Source organism: Dechloromonas sp. CZR5 (genome assembly GCF_008711155.1).
In the GTDB taxonomy this organism is placed as follows: Bacteria; Pseudomonadota; Gammaproteobacteria; order Burkholderiales; family Rhodocyclaceae; genus Azonexus.
In genome coordinates this window covers 47,594-65,619 of sequence record NZ_VUYQ01000001.1, presented here as the reverse complement: position 1 = coordinate 65,619, position 18,026 = coordinate 47,594, and the positions used below count along the sequence as shown (strand labels likewise).

General features: G+C 64.9%; 20 protein-coding genes. 18 read left to right on the top strand and 2 right to left on the bottom strand.

Translation table 11 applies throughout. The features are described from left to right. Window positions 1-46: 46 nt before the first annotated feature. The 6 genes from F1002_RS00325 to F1002_RS00305 all read left to right on the top strand — a co-directional run bounded on the left by F1002_RS00325 (window position 47) and on the right by F1002_RS00305 (window position 6,663). Window positions 47-1,150, top strand: coding sequence for an ABC transporter substrate-binding protein (locus F1002_RS00325; protein WP_223879399.1), 1,104 nt, complete (start codon window positions 47-49; stop codon window positions 1,148-1,150). A gap of 135 nt (window positions 1,151-1,285) precedes the next feature. Next, window positions 1,286-2,956, top strand: a complete 1,671-nt coding sequence (locus F1002_RS00320) for an iron ABC transporter permease (protein WP_150427047.1) — start codon at window positions 1,286-1,288, stop codon at window positions 2,954-2,956. Continuing rightward, a complete protein-coding gene (locus F1002_RS00315) occupies window positions 2,949-4,016 on the top strand; it encodes an ABC transporter ATP-binding protein (protein WP_046536975.1) in 1,068 nt (355 codons plus the stop codon). The genes F1002_RS00320 and F1002_RS00315 overlap by 8 nt, the downstream gene beginning before the upstream one ends. A gap of 107 nt (window positions 4,017-4,123) precedes the next feature. Next, complete coding sequence (locus F1002_RS00310; RefSeq protein WP_150427046.1) at window positions 4,124-5,203, top strand: AbrB family transcriptional regulator; 1,080 nt, start codon at window positions 4,124-4,126, stop codon at window positions 5,201-5,203. Next, window positions 5,200-5,361, top strand: a complete 162-nt coding sequence (locus F1002_RS20895; protein WP_191090260.1) for a hypothetical protein — start codon at window positions 5,200-5,202, stop codon at window positions 5,359-5,361. The genes F1002_RS00310 and F1002_RS20895 overlap by 4 nt, the downstream gene beginning before the upstream one ends. Window positions 5,362-5,373: 12 nt before the next feature. Further along, a complete protein-coding gene (locus F1002_RS00305; protein WP_150427045.1) occupies window positions 5,374-6,663 on the top strand; it encodes a DUF3422 family protein in 1,290 nt (429 codons plus the stop codon). Window positions 6,664-6,678: 15 nt separating this feature from the next. On the opposite strand, the gene F1002_RS00300 is transcribed toward F1002_RS00305, so the two are convergent. After that, on the bottom strand, window positions 6,679-7,653 hold the full coding sequence (locus tag F1002_RS00300) for a LysR substrate-binding domain-containing protein (protein ID WP_150427044.1): 975 nt from the start codon (window positions 7,651-7,653) through the stop codon (window positions 6,679-6,681). A 107-nt stretch (window positions 7,654-7,760) separates the two neighbouring features. Here F1002_RS00300 and F1002_RS00295 point away from each other — a divergent pair, with 107 nt between their 5' ends. The 9 genes from F1002_RS00295 to F1002_RS00255 all read left to right on the top strand — a co-directional run bounded on the left by F1002_RS00295 (window position 7,761) and on the right by F1002_RS00255 (window position 14,316). Beyond that, window positions 7,761-7,991: a hypothetical protein gene (locus F1002_RS00295; RefSeq protein WP_150427043.1), complete on the top strand. Its 231-nt coding sequence runs from the start codon at window positions 7,761-7,763 to the stop codon at window positions 7,989-7,991. Window positions 7,992-8,319: 328 nt separating this feature from the next. Continuing rightward, complete coding sequence (locus F1002_RS00290) at window positions 8,320-9,759, top strand: catalase (RefSeq protein WP_150427042.1); 1,440 nt, start codon at window positions 8,320-8,322, stop codon at window positions 9,757-9,759. A 105-nt stretch (window positions 9,760-9,864) separates the two neighbouring features. Continuing rightward, window positions 9,865-10,365, top strand: coding sequence for a thiol peroxidase (gene tpx, locus F1002_RS00285; protein WP_150427041.1), 501 nt, complete (start codon window positions 9,865-9,867; stop codon window positions 10,363-10,365). A gap of 10 nt (window positions 10,366-10,375) precedes the next feature. Next, complete coding sequence (locus F1002_RS00280; protein ID WP_150427040.1) at window positions 10,376-10,669, top strand: cupin domain-containing protein; 294 nt, start codon at window positions 10,376-10,378, stop codon at window positions 10,667-10,669. Window positions 10,670-10,914: 245 nt separating this feature from the next. Further along, the gene (locus F1002_RS00275; RefSeq protein ID WP_150427039.1) at window positions 10,915-11,937 is read left to right on the top strand and encodes a helix-turn-helix domain-containing protein; all 1,023 of its coding nucleotides are present in this window, start codon (window positions 10,915-10,917) and stop codon (window positions 11,935-11,937) included. Between the two features lie 123 nt (window positions 11,938-12,060). After that, window positions 12,061-12,405 carry a hypothetical protein gene (locus F1002_RS00270; RefSeq protein WP_150427038.1) on the top strand — a complete coding sequence of 115 codons (345 nt, stop codon included), beginning with the start codon at window positions 12,061-12,063 and terminating at the stop codon, window positions 12,403-12,405. Further along, window positions 12,402-13,274, top strand: coding sequence for an NAD-dependent epimerase/dehydratase family protein (locus F1002_RS00265; protein ID WP_150427037.1), 873 nt, complete (start codon window positions 12,402-12,404; stop codon window positions 13,272-13,274). Before F1002_RS00270 ends, F1002_RS00265 begins: the two co-directional genes overlap by 4 nt. Next, window positions 13,259-13,738, top strand: a complete 480-nt coding sequence (locus F1002_RS00260) for a DUF2269 domain-containing protein (protein ID WP_150427036.1) — start codon at window positions 13,259-13,261, stop codon at window positions 13,736-13,738. Before F1002_RS00265 ends, F1002_RS00260 begins: the two co-directional genes overlap by 16 nt. Then, window positions 13,735-14,316 carry a DUF4166 domain-containing protein gene (locus tag F1002_RS00255; RefSeq protein WP_150427035.1) on the top strand — a complete coding sequence of 194 codons (582 nt, stop codon included), beginning with the start codon at window positions 13,735-13,737 and terminating at the stop codon, window positions 14,314-14,316. The genes F1002_RS00260 and F1002_RS00255 overlap by 4 nt, the downstream gene beginning before the upstream one ends. An 8-nt stretch (window positions 14,317-14,324) precedes the next feature. On the opposite strand, the gene tsaD is transcribed toward F1002_RS00255, so the two are convergent. After that, window positions 14,325-15,353 carry a tRNA (adenosine(37)-N6)-threonylcarbamoyltransferase complex transferase subunit TsaD gene (gene tsaD / locus F1002_RS00250; protein WP_150427034.1) on the bottom strand — a complete coding sequence of 343 codons (1,029 nt, stop codon included), beginning with the start codon at window positions 15,351-15,353 and terminating at the stop codon, window positions 14,325-14,327. Between the two features lie 137 nt (window positions 15,354-15,490). Between tsaD and rpsU the strand changes: the two genes are divergently transcribed. From rpsU to dnaG, 3 genes are all read left to right on the top strand, one after another. Further along, the gene (gene rpsU, locus F1002_RS00245; RefSeq protein ID WP_011286295.1) at window positions 15,491-15,703 is read left to right on the top strand and encodes a 30S ribosomal protein S21; all 213 of its coding nucleotides are present in this window, start codon (window positions 15,491-15,493) and stop codon (window positions 15,701-15,703) included. Window positions 15,704-15,794: 91 nt separating this feature from the next. After that, the gene (locus F1002_RS00240; RefSeq protein ID WP_150427033.1) at window positions 15,795-16,241 is read left to right on the top strand and encodes a GatB/YqeY domain-containing protein; all 447 of its coding nucleotides are present in this window, start codon (window positions 15,795-15,797) and stop codon (window positions 16,239-16,241) included. A 9-nt stretch (window positions 16,242-16,250) separates the two neighbouring features. Next, a complete protein-coding gene (gene dnaG / locus F1002_RS00235) occupies window positions 16,251-17,987 on the top strand; it encodes a DNA primase (RefSeq protein WP_150427032.1) in 1,737 nt (578 codons plus the stop codon). Window positions 17,988-18,026: the final 39 nt, after the last annotated feature.

Genomic DNA, 18,026 nt, shown 5'->3' with positions numbered 1-18,026 from the left:
TGACAAAGCCCGGACCGGATGCCAGAATCGAACTGAGGAGACAAACATGAATACAACCCGTCGCCGCTTCCAGCGCGGCCTGCTCGCCGGCCTGACCATGGCCGCCCTCAATGCCGCCTTCGGCATTGCCCCATCCCTGGCCCAATCCACGGCCGAACTCGCCGCTGCCGCACAAAAGGAAGGCAAGCTGGTCATCTACGGCGTGACCGACAACGAACAGGCCAACCACCTGATCCGCGAATTTCGTGCCATGTACCCGGCGGTCAACGTCGAATACAGCAACATGAGCACCACCGAGCTGTACAACCGCTTCATCTCCGAAACCGCCGCCGGCAGCTCGGCCGACGTCACCTGGTCGTCGTCGATGGACCTGCAGATCAAGCTGGTCAACGACGGCTACGCCCAGCCGCACAAGTCACCCGAGACGGCCAAGCTGCCCGACTGGGCGAACTGGAAGAACGAGGCCTTCGGCACCACCTACGAGCCGATCGGTTTCGTCTACAACAAGCGCCTGATCCCGGCCGCCGACGTGCCGCAGACCCACGCCGACTTCATCAAGCTGCTCAACACGCAGACCGAGAAGTTCAAGGGCAAGGTCAACACCTACGATCCGGAAAAGTCCGGCGTCGGCTTCATGCTGGTCACCCAGGACAAGCAGGTCAACGCCGCCGGCTTCGCCGAGCTGCAGAAGGCGCTCGGTGCGGTACAGGCCAAGGTGCAGGCGTCGACCGGCACGATGATGGAGCGCATCGCCTCCGGCGAGAATCTGATCGGCTACAACCTCAATGCCGCCTACGCGCTGACCCGCGCCCAGAAGGACCCGTCGATCGGCATCGTGCTGCCCAAGGACTACACGCTGGTCATCAGCCGCGTGATGTTCATCGCCAAGAAGGCGAAGAACCCGAATGCCGCCAAGCTGTGGCTCGATTTCGTGCTGTCCAAGAAAGGCCAGGAGATCATCGCCAGCAAGGCCGATCTCTACGCCATTCGCCCCGATGTCGAAGGCGACACCACGGCCAGCGGCCTGAAGAAGCAGCTCGGCGACGCACTGCGCCCGGTGGCCATCAATACCGGCCTGCTCACCTATCTCGACCAGGCCAAGCGTCTCGAATTCCTCAAGCAGTGGAATAGCACGGTCAAGGGCAAGTAAGCCCCGGCCGACCGGCAAGCCCCCGTCGCTCCCGCCCCCGCGGGCGCCCAGGACCCCCCGCCTGGATTCCCGCTCAGCCGGGAGTGACGGGGACCTTGCGACCAACCGCCTCCCCCTTTCTTCCGAGGTACTCCCATGTTGCAAACATTGCCCCGACGGGTAGTGGTGGCGTTGCTCGCCCTCTCCGTCTTCTTCCCCATCGGCCTGGTGATCTACCAGAGCGTCCTGTCCGGCCCCTTCTTCATGCCGGCCGCCATGCCGAGCCTGGAGTCCTACGCCTTCATCTTCGACGACCCGGACTTCTGGCAAGCCGCCAAGAACACCATGGCCGTCGCCTTCGGCATGGGCGCCATCGCGATTCCGCTCGGCGCCATCCTCGCCTTCATCATGGTCCGCACCGACCTGCCCGGCCGCAAGTGGCTGGAAACGCCGATCATGATCCCGATTTTCGTCTCGCCGGTCGTCCTCGGTTTCGGCTACGTCGTGTCGCTCGGCCCGGTCGGCTTCTTCTCGGTGTGGTTCGCCAAGTTCTTCGGCAGCGTGCCATGGAACATCTATTCGCTGGCGTCGATCATCGTCATCGCCGGCCTGACCCACGTACCGCACGTTTATCTGTACTCGTCGTCGGCCCTGCGCAATCTCGGTTCCGACGTCGAGGAGGCGGCCCGCCTGTCCGGCGCCAGCCCCTTCCGCGTCGCCCGCGATGTGTCCATCCCGATGGTGTCGCCGGCCCTGCTCTACGTCGGCGTGCTGGTCTTCTTCCTCGGCTTCGAGATTTTCGGCCTGCCGCTGATCCTCGGCGATCCGGAAGGCCACCTGGTACTCACCACCTACCTGTACAAGCTGACCAACAAGCTCGGCACCCCGTCCTATCACCTGATGGCGGCGGTGGCGACCTGCATCATCGCCGTCACCTTCCCGCTGGTGCTGCTGCAGCGCTTCCTGCTCAAGTCGGCGCAGCGCTTCGTGGCGATGAAGGGCAAGTCGGCCCGCCAGCGTCCGCTCTCCCTCGGCCCGTGGAAATGGCTGGCACTGGCGCTCATCCTCGTCTGGCTGTTCGTCACCGTCGTCGTCCCGGTGGCCGGCATCGCACTGCGCTCGGTGGTCAGCAGCTGGGGCCAGGGCGTCAATCTGCTCGACGTGCTGACCCTCGACCACTTCCACGCCGTGTTCGAGGAGCAGACGATGATCCGTTCGATCATCAACTCCATCCTCATCGGCACCCTGGGCGGCGCACTGGCGGTCGGCTGCTACCTGGCCGTCGGCCTGGCCACGCACCGCCAGAACGACGCTATCTCCCGCTTCGTCGACTACATCGTCCTGACGCCGCGCGCCGTGCCGGGCCTGATGGCCGGTCTGGCCGTGTTCTGGGTCTTCCTGTTCGTACCCTTCCTGTCCCCGGCCCGCTCGACCCTGTTCTCGGTGTGGTTCGCCTACGCCGTGGTCTGGCTGGCCTACGGCATGCGCCTGATCCAGAGCGCCTTGATGCAGGTCGGCCCTGAGCTGGAAGAAGCCGGCCGCCTGGTCGGCGCCTCCCGCGCCCGCGTCTCGCGCGACATCACCGTGCCGCTCATCCGCAACGGTCTGCTCGGTGCCTGGCTGCTCGTCTTCATGATCTTCGAGCGCGAGTACTCGACCGGCGTCTATCTGCTCTCCCCCGGCACCGAGGTGATCGGTGCGCAAATCGTCTCCCTGTGGGCTTCCGGCGCCGTCGATGTGGTCGCCGCCCTTTCCCTGATCAACATGGCGCTGGTCGGCATCGGCCTGGCTGTCGCGCTGCGCTTCGGAGTAAAACTTCATGACTGACAAGACCATCCTCACCGTCGACAACCTCGCCCTGTCCTACGGCAGCAACCCCATCCTCAAGGGCGTCTCGATGGAATTGCGCCGCGGCGAAGTCGTCTCGCTGCTCGGCCCGTCGGGTTCCGGCAAGACCACCCTGCTGCGCGCCGTCGCCGGCCTCGAGCAACCGCACCAGGGCAGCGTCACCATCGCCGGCCGGACGATCTACGATGCCGCCGCCGGCATCGACATCCCGGCCGAAAAGCGCGATCTCGGCCTGGTCTTCCAGTCCTACGCGCTGTGGCCGCACAAGACGGTGTTCGACAACGTCGCCTACCCGCTGGTCCTCCGCAAGGTGGCACGGAACGAGATCGTCCAGCGCGTGCATGCGGCGCTCAAGAACCTCGGCCTCGACCACCTCGCCGAACGCTATCCGCACCAGCTCTCGGGCGGCCAGCAACAGCGCGTGTCGATCGCCCGGGCGCTGGTCTACAACCCGCCGGTCATCCTGCTCGACGAGCCGCTTTCCAACCTCGACGCCAAGATGCGCGAAGAGGCCCGCGCCTGGCTGCGCAACCTGATCGTCGAGCTGCAGCTCTCGGCACTGGTCGTCACCCATGACCAGTCGGAAGCGATGGCCATGTCCGACCGCATCCTGCTGCTCAACGGCGGCGTCATCGAGCAGCAGGGCACGCCGACCGAGATGTACGGCCAGCCGCAGACCTTCTTCGTCGCCGACTTCATGGGCAGCAACAACATCATGACCGGGCGTATCGGCGACATCAAAGGCGGCGAGGCGCGCATCGATCTGGACAACGGCGTGTCGGTGTGGGGCCTGCGTCGCACCAACGCCGCCATCGGCCACGAGGCGAAGGCGGTGGTCCGCGTCGAACAGGCTCACCTGGCGGACGCCAGCGGCCACAACCGGGCGGAAGTCGACCTGGTCACCTCGATGTTCCTCGGCGACCGCTACGAATACGTCTTCCACGCCGGCAACGATCTGCTGCGCGCCTGGGGCAAGCGCCACGAAGCACCGGGCAAGCGCTGGCTGGAGTTGCCCGGCGACGCGGTATGGATTTTCTGACTCTCTCCCTGCAGTAACGCAATGTCGCTGCACTTTGCGCCCCGCCTTTCCCTCTCGGCGGGGCGCCTTTTTTTCCTGTCGCCTCACCTGCCCGGCTGAGAGCCACCATGCCCACCTCCCGCACCCGACAAACCGTCTGGACTGCCGCCGCCCTCGTCATTGCCGCCGTTGCCGGCTGGGCCGCCGCTGCCGCCCACCTGCCGCTGCCCTGGATGCTCGGCCCGCTGTTCTCCATCGCCATCCTGCGCGTCGCCGGGCTGCCCCTGCTGGCGCTGCCCGGCGGCCGCCAGGCCGGGCAATGGGCCATCGGCACCGCCCTCGGCCTCTATTTCACCCCCGCCGTGCTCGGCGAACTCGGCCGCCACATGCCGGCCATCCTGCTCATGGCCGGCAGCGCCGTCATCTTCGGGCTTGCCGCCGCCCGCCTGCTCGAACGCTGGGGACAGGTCACCCCGGCCACCGCCTTTTTCGCCGGACTGCCCGGCGGCGCCTCGGAAATGGTCGTGCTGGCCGAGCGCCACGGCGGGCAGATCGACCGCATCGCCGCCGCCCATGCCCTGCGCGTCATGCTCGTCGTCAGCATCATTCCCTTCGCGCTGCACCACGGCGCCCGCGAAGGCCACGAAACCTTCCGTGCCCTGGCCGGCACCGTCGACTGGATGCGCTTTCCGTTGCTGCTCGCCGCCTCGCTGACCGGCGTCGTCCTGTTCGCCAAACTGCGCATCGCCAACGCCTGGGTGCTTGGCCCGCTGCTCTGCATCGGCGTGCTGACCGCCGCCAACCTGCCATTGACCAGCCTGCCCGGCTGGCTGGTCAATGGCGGTCAACTGCTGCTTGGCACGGCGCTCGGCACCCGCTTCTCGCCCAGCTTCTTCCGCGCCGCGCCCCGCTTCCTCAGCGTCAGCGCCGGCGCCACGGCACTGACGCTGGTGCTCTGCGCCCTCTTCGTCGGCACCATCGGCTGGCTGATTCCCATTCCCTTCGCTTCGCTGCTGCTCGCCGCATCGCCGGGCGGCATGGCCGAGATGAGCATCACGGCCCGCGAAATGCACCTCAGCGTACCGCTGGTCACTGCCACCCACGTGCTGCGCGTCGTGCTGCTCACCGCCTGCGCCCCGCTGCTCTGCCGTTATTACCTGGCCTGGCGCCACAAACGATCCATCACCACAACCGGAGACAAGCCATGAACCCAGCCACCCCCGTGACACCTCGCCAGCCCGCCGTGCCGTCCGAGCAATTGCCCATCCAGGAGGGGTGCGACGACGCAGCAGGCGTGCCGGCGATCGGCGCCCCCAATCCCGCCCAGACCGACGACAGTCCGGACGCCATCCTCGGCTACAACTGAGAGCGCCGCGCCATGCTGTGCCTTGCCGGCCACCTCAACCACCCGCTGCGCCTGCGCCTGGCCGGCGAAATCCACGCCCGGCCCTTCATGGTGCTCGAGGCGCCGGCCCGCATTTCGCACCTGGCCATTCACACCGACGACGACCCGGCCATGCACGACAGCCGGCTCGCCACGTTGTGCGCACGCTTCGGCGTGGCGGCGCCGGCCGCCGGCGCGCAGCATTTCTTTCACGACTTCGGCCATTTCCGGCTGAAGTGGGAGAGACATAGCGAGTTCTCGACCTTCAGTTTCGTCGAGGCCGGCGAGGATGGCGGCGATTTCCAGCTCACCGCCCTGCGCCACGTGCCGGCCGACTGGCTGGCGACGCTGCAGGGTTCGGTGATCGTCGCCTCGCACCTGATCGCCGAACGCGGCAGCCCGCTGGGCATCGCCGACCGCCGCCTGAAGCAGTTGTTCCCGGTACCGCCCCTGGTCGGCAGCCAGGTCTTGTCGGGTGGCGAAATATGGACCGACTTTCAGGTCGGGCCGGATGGTTTCTCCAAATTCCTGATCCGCGACATCGACTTGCGCGAATCGCAGATGGGCCGGCTGGTTCAGCGCCTCGGCGAAATCGAGACCTACCTGATGATGGCCCTGCTCGCCCTGCCGCTGGCCCGCGAGGGCGCGACCCTGCTTGGCGATATCGAGGAAGATCTGACCGAACTGGGCAGCCGGATGAGCAGCCTCGACATCGACGGCGATGCCGAGGGGCTGCTCCGCGACCTCTCCCGTCTCGATACCCGTGTCCGCGCCCAATCCTTCCGCACGGGCTATCGCTTCAGCGCGGCGCAAGCCTATTACCGCATCGTCGGCACCCGCATCGGCGAACTGCGCGAGCACCGCATCGAAGGCGTGCCGACCATCGGCGAATTCATGGAGCGGCGGCTGGCCCCGGCCATGGATACCTGCCTGTCGGTGGCAGCCCGCCAGGAAGCGCTGGCCGGCAAGATCGGGCGCTCCAACGACATGCTGCGCACCCGCGTCAATCTGGCCCAGGAACGGCAGAGCCAGAGCGTTCTCGCCAGCCTGAGCCGCAGCGCCAACCGGCAGGTGCAATTGCAGCAGGCCGTCGAAGGCCTGTCGGTGGTGGCCATTTCGTATTACGGCCTCGGTCTTGCCTCGTATGCCTTGAAGGCGCTCAAGGGCTGGGGAATCGGGATTCCGGTAGACCAGGCCGTCGGCCTGCTCCTGCCGCTGATCGCCGCCGCGACCTGGCTGGGCATCCGCCGCCTGCACCGGCGCCTGCACACCGCTTCACACTGAGGGCCGGCTGGCGGTTCAGCCCGCCTGCGCCGCCGCCATCCGTCCGGCCTCTTCCAGCAGCCATGCGCGAAAGGCCCGGACCACCGGGCGCCCGGCAACCGCGTCCGGAATGACCAGAAAGTAGGACTGCGGCCGACGGATCACGATGTCGAACAACACCACCAAGCGGCCGGCCGCCACCTCGGCCTCGATCAGCGGCGTCGAGGCGAGGGCGATACCGACGCCGTCGATGGCCGCCGACAGGACCAGGCCCGAGTCGCTGAAATGCATCCCGGCATCGCTGTCGACACCGCTCACCCCGGCCAGCGCCAACCATTCGGCCCAGGTCGGGCGGACCATCAGTTCGGGAATCGTATCGTCGTGCAACAAGACCTGGTGGGCCAGATCGCCCGGCACCTTCAGGGCTTGCGTACCGAACAGCAGGCGCGGGCTGCACACCGCCGCATAGACCGGCGAAAACAGCCGCTCGACCTGGCAACCGGGGTAGCTTCCCCGGCCGAAGCGGATGGAGATTTCCGCCTCGTCCTCGCGCCCGGGATGCTCGGGCAGCGCCTCCGGCACCGTTCCCGCCGAACCGTCCGGCAAGTCGATCATGCCCAGCGATGCCGCCATGTGCAGTTGAATTTCCGGATGCCGGACGGCAAACCCGGGCAGGTGCCGGATCAGCCAGCGCGACAGGAAGGTGGGCGGCGACGACACGTGCAGGCGCCCGCTCTGTTCGTCGCAGCGCGTGCTCTCGATGGCGGCCGCAAAGGCGTCCAGCCCCTCGCGTACCTTGGGCAGCATGGCGCGTCCCTTGGCGGTCAGTTCGATGGCGCGCGTCAGCCGATGGAACAAGGGAAAACCGAGCGCATCCTCCAGACTGCGTATCTGATGGCTGATCGCCGTCGGCGTGACCGACAGTTCTTCTCCCGCCAGCTTGAAACTGAGGTGGCGGGCCGCGGCCTCGAAGGCACGCAAGGAATTCAGGGGAGGAAGTCGATAAGGCATACGACTGAGATTTTCTCATGCATCGACTGACAAATCATCGTTTGTTGCAGCGCAACATCTTTCTTACAGTGGCGACCGCCCCACCCCAACAAGAAAAGGAACACACGATGAACAGCGATCTCCACCTCTACGTCACCCACTTGGTCATCGGCATGGTCGTCACGATGATTCTCGTCCAGACCCTCTTCCACTTCCGCAAGGCCACCCGCAACCTGATCATCTCCAGCGGCGCCAAAGCCATCGCCTGGACGCTGGACCGTTGCAACCGCCTGCTGCACGTCATGCTGATGTCGCCCGAGAAGGCCCGCCCCGGCGCCCGCCAGAACACCCCGGAGTAAGCAGACTCCCGCCCCGCCACCTCGCGGGGCCCGCCCGACAAGCCATGGCGCATCCATCCGATGCGCCATTTTCTTTATGGCGGCCCGCCCGCCACTCAATTAGCAATAGCAATCAGCCAAATTCACTCAATCAATTGGCTCAATGAAACATCTCTCCCTACACTGAGTCCATCAGGTCAGACCGACCTTGTTAAACCCAGGAGGACAACATGATTTCCCGTTACATCGATCGTTGGTTCGATACCTTCGTCAGCTGGGACATCTGCGTCGATGTGCTGGCCACCCTGCCGGACAACTTCTGACCCATCCGCCACTCAAGGAGAGAACCATGCAAGGTAAGAAACTCACGACTGCTGCCGGCGCGCCGGTTGTCGACAACCAGAACACGATGACCGCCGGCCCGCGCGGCCCGGTTTTGCTGCAGGATGTCTGGCTGCTCGAAAAGCTCGCCCACTTCGACCGCGAAGTCATTCCCGAGCGGCGCATGCACGCCAAGGGTTCCGGCGCCTACGGCACCTTCACCGTCACCCACGACATTACCCAATACACCCGCGCCAAGATCTTCAGCCAGATCGGCAAGAAGACCGAGCTCTTCGCCCGCTTCACCACCGTGGCCGGCGAGCGCGGCGCAGCCGATGCCGAACGCGACATCCGCGGCTTCGCCGTCAAGTTCTACACCGAGGAAGGCAACTGGGATCTGGTCGGCAACAACACCCCGGTCTTTTTCCTGCGCGATCCGCTCAAGTTCCCGGACCTCAACCACGCCGTCAAGCGCGACCCGCGCACCAACATGCGCTCGGCCCGCAACAACTGGGATTTCTGGACCTCGCTGCCGGAAGCCTTGCATCAGGTGACCATCGTCATGTCCGACCGCGGCATCCCGGCCACCTACCGCCACATGCACGGCTTCGGTTCGCATACCTTCAGCTTCATCAACGCCGCCAACGAGCGTTACTGGGTCAAGTTCCACTTCCGCACCCAGCAGGGCATCAAGAACCTGACCGATGCCGAAGCGACGGAGATCATCGGCCGCGACCGCGAATCGCACCAGCGCGACCTGCTCGACGCCATCGACCGCGGCGACTATCCGAAATGGACGCTCTACATCCAGGTCATGCCGGAGAAGGATGCCTCGCAGGTGCCGTACAACCCCTTCGACCTGACCAAGGTCTGGCCGCACAAGGATTACCCGTTGATCGAAGTCGGCGTCATGGAATTGAACCGCAACCCGGAGAACTTCTTCGCCGAAGTCGAGCAATCGGCCTTCAACCCGGCCGCTGTCGTCCCCGGCATTTCTTTCTCGCCGGACAAGATGCTGCAGGCCCGGCTGTTCTCCTACGGCGACGCGCAGCGCTACCGACTCGGCGTCAATCACCACCAGATTCCGGTCAATGCGCCCAAGTGCCCGTTCCACAGCTATCACCGCGACGGCGCCATGCGCATCGACGGCAACCACGGCGCCACCCTCGGCTACCAGCCCAACAGCTACGGCCAGTGGGATGAACAGCCGGATTACCGCGAGCCGCCGCTGTCCATCGAAGGCATGGCCGACCATTGGAACCACCGCGAGGACGGCGACTACTTCTCGCAGGCCGGCAACCTCTTCCGCCTGATGAAGGCCGACGAGCAGCAGCGCCTCTTCGAGAACACCGCCCGCGCCATGGGCGACGCGCCGGAGGAAATCAAGCGCCGCCACATCGCCAACTGCACCCAGGCCGATCCGGCCTACGGCGCCGGCGTAGCCAAGGCGCTCGGACTGGGCGCCTGACGCATCCGCCACGAATCGGGGCGACGACCCGGCGGTCGCCGCCCCGATTGAACCAACCCCGGCACGCTTCGTCCAACCTGCTCATTCAACCCTGTGGAGCATCCGATGTCCCAAACCGTAACCCTCGGCGGCAACGCGATCGTCGTCAGCGGCACCTTCCCGCAAAAAGGCGATACCGCCCCGGCCTTCTCGCTCGTCGCCAAGGATCTGTCCGATGTCACCCTGGGCAGCCTGGCCGGCAAGCGCAAGATTCTCAACATCTTCCCGAGCATCGATACGCCGACCTGCGCCACCTCGGTTCGCCAGTTCAACGCCAAGGCCAACGACAGGCCCAACACCGTCATCCTCTGCATCTCGGCCGACCTGCCCTTCGCCCAGGCCCGTTTCTGCGGCGCCGAAGGCCTGGACAACGTCATCACCCTGTCGACCATGCGCGGCCGTGACTTCCTCGAAGCCTACGGTGTCGCCATCGCCAACGGCCCGCTGGCCGGCGTCAGCGCCCGTGCCGTGGTCGTCCTCGACGAAAACAACCGCGTGCTGCACAGCGAGCTGGTCTCCGAGATCAAGAACGAACCGGACTACGCCGCCGCGCTGGCCGCACTCTGAGACATTCGCCATGCCCGCCCACGACTTTGACGCATTCAGGCAGCAAGCGCTGGCCGAAGGCTTCGACGAGGTTCTCGAACGCCAGTGGCCGGCGGACGCGGTGTTGGAAACCCACACCCATCCCTTCGGGGTCAGCGCCGTGGTGGTGCTGGGCGAAATGTGGCTGCAGCTTGGCGAGCACACTCGCCACCTGCAGCCCGGCGACCGCTTCTCGCTGGATGCCGACGAGCCGCATGCCGAGCGCTACGGGCCGGCTGGCGCCACGTACTGGGTTGCACGCAGCAATCGCCCCAGAGCGCACTGATGGGCAAGAAATGCTGCAAGTCGGAGCCGCCCTGCAAGGGCTGTCCGAAGCTCAAGAAGAAACACAGGAAACATGGCAAGTGTGACGGGGCGTGCCTGGTTTCCCCCGCCCCCCTGACTTTCTGGCCCATTTCCCCAAGCGACACCGACGCCTGAACCGACGTAGCGGGCGGCGTGCTATCTTAGCGGGCGCATGACGACGGCTTGGCCCATCGCTGCCGTCCCCTCATCCCGCCAGAATTCACTTTGCACCAGATCGCCATCCTCCTTGCCGGCTATTCGCTGTTCAGCGCCCTGACGCTGAGCGTCACGCACTTCCGGAAAGATGCCTACGGCGACCACCCGTCGGCACGCCACATGGGACGCCTCCTGCTCCTGGCCCTGGCCGGACTGCAGTTGGCCCACTTCGCCTGGCTCGACCTCGACCAGCCCTGGACCGCCAGCCTGCCTTACCGGATGACGCTGTTCGTCGTCGCCCCGGCCTTCTACCTGTTTGCCCGCCCCCTGCTGCACCCCGAACAGCCCTCGGGGTTTCGTCCCGGGCAGCTGTTGCATCTGTTGCCCATCCTGTTAGCGCCCGCACTACCTGCCAGTACGGCCTTGCCCGCAGCGTTCGTCGTGGGTGCCGGCTATCTGGTCTGGCTGGCGCACAGCCTCTACCGCCTGCGCGCCAGCCGCACCGGGTTTCACCGGGAAATGGGACTGTTGGGCGGCATTTTCGTCATCGCCCTCGGCGTCGCCGGCCTCGGCCTGGTGCAGGCGGAGTTGCCGGGCAAGCTGTTCTACACGCTTTACGCCTGCGCCATCGGGCTCGCCTTCCTGCTCGTCCAGCTCGCCCTCGGCCGGCGACCGGAACTGCCCAGCGAGGTGGGCGAGGCAGCCCGTGCCGCCTACGCCGTCTCCACCCTCGGCCAGGTGGATTGCGCTGCCACCGAGCTCAGGTTGAACACGCTAATGCAGGATGATGGCCTGTACGCTAACCCGGAATTGAGCCTGGCCATGCTGGCCGAGCGCCTCGACCTGAGCCCGCACCAGCTCTCCGAACTGCTGAACACCCGGCTCGGCAAGGGCTTCTCCCGTTTCCTGCGCGAATGGCGGGTCAGCGCCGCTCGCCGGATGCTGATCGCCGAACCGTCCGCCTCCGTCCTTTCGGTTGGCCTGAATGTCGGCTTCACCGCGCAATCGAATTTCTACGACGCCTTCCGCGAAATCGAGGGCATGACACCCGGCCAGTACCGCAAGCTGAATCTCTCCCCGAAAGCACCCTGAGGTTCGTTTTTTCTTCGGAATGATCATTCCGGAATCACATTTCGCTCCGTTTCGATCCAAACGGAAGCCCTGAGCGGCCCCAAACGCTGAAATGGCAGTCATCCCCCATCGCCGGAGACTGTCATGATCGATCCCTTCCCCCTGTTGCTTGAATGCCTGCTGAGCGTCCTGCTCAGTCTGGCCATCCTGCGCTTTCTGAGCCAGCCTCTCGCCGGGCTGCTCAATCGCTTGTGTCCGGACGAAGCCTCCGCCCATTTCTGGCGTTGCTATACACAGCTGATGCTCGCCCTCGCGCCCCTGCTCTGCGTCCTGCTCCTCGATCTCTTCATCGGCAGCGCCGACCTGATGGCCAAACTGCGCTATGGCCTGATTGCCACCCTGGGCGGGCTGCTGATCGGCTTGTGGCTCGTTGGCAAGCGACTCGGACGTTTTATCGATATCGCCGACACCTTCCGGAGTGCGCCATGAACATCCTGCTCACCGGCGCCAGCGGCTTCATCGGTCGCAATATCGCAGCCGTCCTGTCGCAAGCCGGTCATCGTATCGTTCCGTTGTCCCGGCAAACCGGCATCGACTTCCGGCACACGACCGCCCCGGCCAACTGGTTGCCATCCCTGCGCGGCATCGACGCCGTGATCAACAGCGTCGGCATCATCAGGGAGACCCGGCAGCAACCCTTCGCGCCGTTGCACCGTGATGCCCCCATCGCGCTCTTTACCGCCTGCGCCGATGCCGGGATTCGGCGTGTCATCCAGATCTCCGCGCTGGGTGCCGACGAGACGGCCTTTTCCGCCTATCACCTGAGCAAGCGGGCTGCCGACGAGGCCTTGCGCGCCCTCGATCCGGACAGCTTCATCCTCCGCCCATCGCTGATCTACGGCCGGGGAGGCGGCAGCGCCGAATTTTTCCTGCGTCTGGCCAGCTGGCCAGTGATACCGCTCATCGGCGATGGCCAGCAGGCCTTGCAGCCGGTCCATATCGCCGATGTCGTCGCTTGCGTCCGGCGCTGCCTGGATAGTCCGGCGCCCGGCCAGACCATCGATATCGTCGGCAACAAAACCGTCACCTTCGCCGCCTGGCTCGAACGCATGCGAGCTGCTCAGGGCCTTGGCCCCGGCTGCACCCTGCCCATCCCGATCCATTGGGTGATGAGCGCTTTTCAGTACCTGCGCCATGTCCATCCGCTTTGCCAGCCGGACAACCTGCGCATGCTGCTCAAGGGCTATCACGCCGATCCTGCGCCACTCGCCGACTTTCTTGGCCGCGCGCCACTGGATTTTTCCCCCGAGTTTTTCTTTCTCGATGCCCAGGAGGCCCTTTCATGGACTACACGCTGATCAAGACCCTGCACATTCTCAGCATGGTGCTGCTTTTCGGCACCGGGCTGGGGAGTGCCTTCTACAAATGGATGGCCGATCGCAGCGGCGTACTGGCGCATATCGCCGTCACCAATCGCCATGTCGTGCTGGCCGACTGGTGCTTCACGACCCCGACCGTCATCTTCCAGCCGCTCAGCGGCCTGTGGATGCTCCATCTGCTCGGCTTGCCCGTGAGTACGCCCTGGGTCGCCACCAGCCTCGGCCTTTACGCGCTGGCCGGCGCCTGCTGGCTACCGGTGGTCTGGTTGCAGATCCGCATGCGCGACCTCGCCGCCGACGCCCTGGCAGCCGGCACGCCCCTGCCACCAGCCTATTGGCGTATGGCCCGACACTGGTTCTGGCTCGGCGTCCCGGCCTTCGGCGCCATGGTCCTGGTCGTTGCCCTGATGGTTTTCAAGCACACCCCTGGAGAATTCCAATGAACAGCCCGATGCAAACCGCCCTTGGCGACGATTTCGCCAAACTGCCACCTGCCCTGCGCGCCCACTACCGGCACGGCACGACACGCGACAGCGGCTGGCTGGACATCGCCTTCCCCGCCGCCATGCGCCCGTGGCTACGCCTGCTGCATCGCCTTGGAGCCCTTGTCCCGCGCGGCGGTCAGCGCATTGCGACCACGGTCGACAAGCGGGTGGCCGGTGAGCGTCAATTCTGGCAGCGCACCATACGCTTCGCCGACGGGGAAAGCATACGTTTCGACAGCATCTGGGAGCCCGGCGACAACGGCACATTGATCGAATACGTCAATCCGGTGCTCGGGCTGCAAATGCTGCCCTATGTGGTCGGCGACCAACTGCATTATCGCGGCATCCGCTTCGTGGCCCGATTCGGGGGCTGGCGCCTGCCGATTCCCGAATGGCTGGTGCTCGGTCACACCACCATCATCGAGCGAGCGCTCGACGAACGGCGCTTCGCCATGGACTTCCGGCTAACGCACCCGCTGTTCGGCGAACTGTTTCGCTACAGCGGCGAGTTCATCACGCAAATCGGTGATGACTGAGGCAGCATTCACCGCGTGGCCGACATCTCCATCAAAGGCCAGCGCGGCAGGACCGAGAATTCGCCGGCCGGTTTGGACGGTGTTCCAGCCTGCAGGCGCAGGCAGCCGGCCAGCGCAATCATGGCGCCGTTGTCGGTGCAGAATTCGAGTTCCGGGTAATAGACGCGGAAACGTTTGCGCTTCGCTTCGTCATTCAACGTGGCACGCAACTGCTTGTTGGCGCCGACGCCGCCGGCCACGACCAGTTGCTTCAGGCCGGTCTGCTTCATGGCCTTCAGCGACTTCTTGACCAGCACCTCGACGATGGCTTCCTGGAACGCCCGCGCCGCATCGGCCCTAAAGGTGTCGCTCAAGTTTTCGCCCTGTTCGCGGACCAATGTCAGCACGGCCGTCTTCAGGCCGGAAAAGCTGAAACTCAGGTCGCCTGAGTGCAGCATCGGGCGCGGCAACTCGTAGACACCAGATGTTCCCGTCTCGGCCAGCTTCGACAGCAAGGCACCGCCCGGATAAGGCAGACCGAGCAGCTTGGCGCTCTTGTCAAAAGCCTCGCCGGCCGCATCGTCCAGCGTTTCGCCGAGCAACTCGTATTCGCCGACGCCGGTCACTTTCATCAATTGCGTGTGGCCACCCGATACCAGCAAGGCGACGAACGGGAAGGTCGGCGGGTCGCTCGACAGCAGCGGCGACAGCAGATGGCCTTCAAGGTGATGCACGGGAATGGTCGGCTTGGCGATGGCCAGCGCCAGCGCTTCGGCAAAGGCGCAACCGACCAGCAGCGCACCGGCCAGCCCCGGCCCCCGCGTGTAGGCCACGGCATCGATGTCGTCAAAATGCTTGCCGGCCCGCCCCAAGGCTTCGCGCAGCAGCGGCACGACTCGCCTGATATGGTCGCGCGAGGCAAGTTCCGGCACGACGCCGCCGTACTCGGCGTGCATCGCCACCTGGGAATGCAGGGCATGGGAAAGAAGACCGGCTTCGCTGTCGTACAGCGCAATGCCGGTTTCGTCGCAGGAGGATTCGACGCCGAGGATCAACATGCCGCCTATTTTACCACTTGATGCAAAAGGGTTTTCTCGCTTAGAATGTTCGGCTCTCCGCAAACCAGCGGAAACAATTTTGCGCGCACTGCCGTTTACTTGACCTGGCAGGCGCCTAACGGAAGGGGGTGAATTACATGCCGAACATTCGCGTCAAGGAAAACGAACCGTTCGAGGTGGCCATCCGCCGCTTCAAGCGCACCGTCGAAAAGACTGGTCTCCTGACCGAGCTGCGTGCCCGTGAGTTTTACGAAAAGCCCACGACCGAGCGCAAGCGTAAGGCTGCCGCTGCCGTCAAACGCCAGCACAAGCGCCTCCGTAGCCTGACCCTGCCGCCGAAGCTTTACTGATCAGTAAGCCTTCGTAGCATCAAAGAGCCGCCAGCCCCTAAAAGCCGGCGGCTTTTTTCGTTTTATCTTCGCCGGAACCCCAAATAAGCCCATGAGCCTCAAAGCACGCATCACCGAAGACATGAAGTCGGCCATGAAGGCCAAGGAAGCGGCCAAGCTGTCCGCCATCCGCCTGCTCACCGCCGCGATCAAGCAGAAGGAAGTCGACGAGCGCATCGAACTCGACGACGCCGCCGTCGCCGCCGTCATCGAAAAGCTGGTCAAGCAGCGCAAGGACAGCGTGACCCAGTACGAAGCCGCCAATCGACAGGACTTGGCCGACATCGAAAAGGCCGAGATCGAAATCCTCTCCGCCTACCTGCCCGAAAAAATGAGCAACGAGGAAGTCGCCGCCGCCGTGGCCGCCGCCGTGGCACAAACCGGCGCCAAGGGCCCGGCCGACATGGGCAAGCTGATGGGCGTGCTCAAGCCGCAACTCGCCGGCAAGGCCGACATGGCCGAGGTTTCCAAGCTGGTCAAGGCCGCGCTCGCCGGCTAATCGCGCATCATGATCCCGGAGTCGTTCATCCAGGATTTGCTGGCCCGGGTCGACATCGTCGACCTGGTGGACAGCTACGTGCCGCTCAAGAAGGCGGGCGCCAACTACGCCGCCTGTTGCCCTTTCCACAACGAGAAATCGCCGTCCTTCACGGTCAGCCCGACCAAGCAGTTCTACCACTGCTTCGGCTGCGGCGCGCACGGCACGGCCATCGGCTTCGTCATGGAATACCAGGGCATGGGCTTCGTCGATGCCGTCCAGGAACTGGCCAGCCGCGCCGGCATGACAGTCCCGGAAAGCGAGGGGCGCAGCTTCCATGACGAAAAACCGGGCCAGACCCGCACGCTGATCGAGGTCATGGCCCGCGCCGCCGCCTACTACAAGGCCCAGCTCAAGGCTTCACCGCGCGCCATCGAATATTGCAAAAAACGGGGGCTTTCCGGCGAAGTGGCCGCTCGCTTCGGCATCGGTTACGCACCGGATGGCTGGCAGAATCTCGAAGCCGTATTCCCTGATTACAACGCCGATGAACTGAAAGTCGCCGGCCTGATCATCGAGAACGAGGCCGGCCGTCGCTACGACCGTTTCCGCGACCGACTGATGATCCCCATCGTCAATCCGAAGGGCGAGATCATCGCCTTCGGCGGCCGCATCATCGATCAGGGCGAACCGAAATACCTGAACTCGCCGGAAACGCCGCTCTTCGAGAAGGGTCGCGAACTGTTTGGCCTGCCGCAGGCCCGACAGGCGCTGCGCGAGACGAACACAGCCATCGTCACCGAAGGCTACATGGACGTCATCGCGCTGTCGCAGAACGGCGTCGGCAATGCTGTCGCGACGCTGGGCACGGCCACCACGCCAACGCACGTCCAGAAACTGCTGCGCCAGGTCGACCGCATCGTTTTCTCCTTTGACGGCGACAACGCCGGCCGCAAGGCCGCTTGGCGCGCGCTGGAAAATGCCCTTGAAGCACTGGCCGACAACAAGCAGATCGGCTTCGTATTCCTGCCCGCCGAGCACGACCCGGACAGTTTCATCCGCGAATACGGCAAGCCGGAATTCGACCGGATGGTCGCCCAGGCCATGCCGCTATCCGACTTCCTGCTGCGCGAACTGGCCCAGCGCTGCGACCTGACCAGCTCAGAAGGCAAAGCCCGCCTGATCTACGAAGCCAAGCCCCTGCTGCTCAAGTTGCCGACGCCGCTGCTCCGCCTGCAACTGGTCAAGCGCCTGGCCGAGGCCAGCGGCTTTGCCCAACCCGAAGTCGAGCGCCTCTGCGAACTGAAGTCCTACACGCCGGCACCGCCGGCCAGGGCCAAGCGCACCGCCCCTTCGCTGACCCGCAATCTGCTGCGCATCGTGCTGCACAAGCCGCAACTCGCCCGTCAGTTGCCGATTGCGCTGCTTCCCGACACCCCGGAACGCCCGGCATTGACGCGCCTGCACCAACTGGTTTCCGCCAGCGCGGAGGCCGTCAGCTACGCCGCCCTGCGCGAACAACTGCGCGGCCTGCCCGAAGAAAGCGTAATCGAACACGCGGCCTCGGAACTTCTTGGCCTGCCGTTTGACGAAGAAGGCGCGGACGCCGAATTCCGGGACACTCTGGAAAAACTCCAGGAAGGCGACGAAAAACGGGCGTTCGATGAATTGCAACGCAAAGCACAGCAATTCGGCGTAGCGGGCCTGAGCGCCGCGGAAAAACAGGCCTACATTCAGTTCCTCACCACCAAGGCGAATCGTAGCTAAGTTGTGGTAAAATCTACGGTTTTCTCGAATTCTATGGAT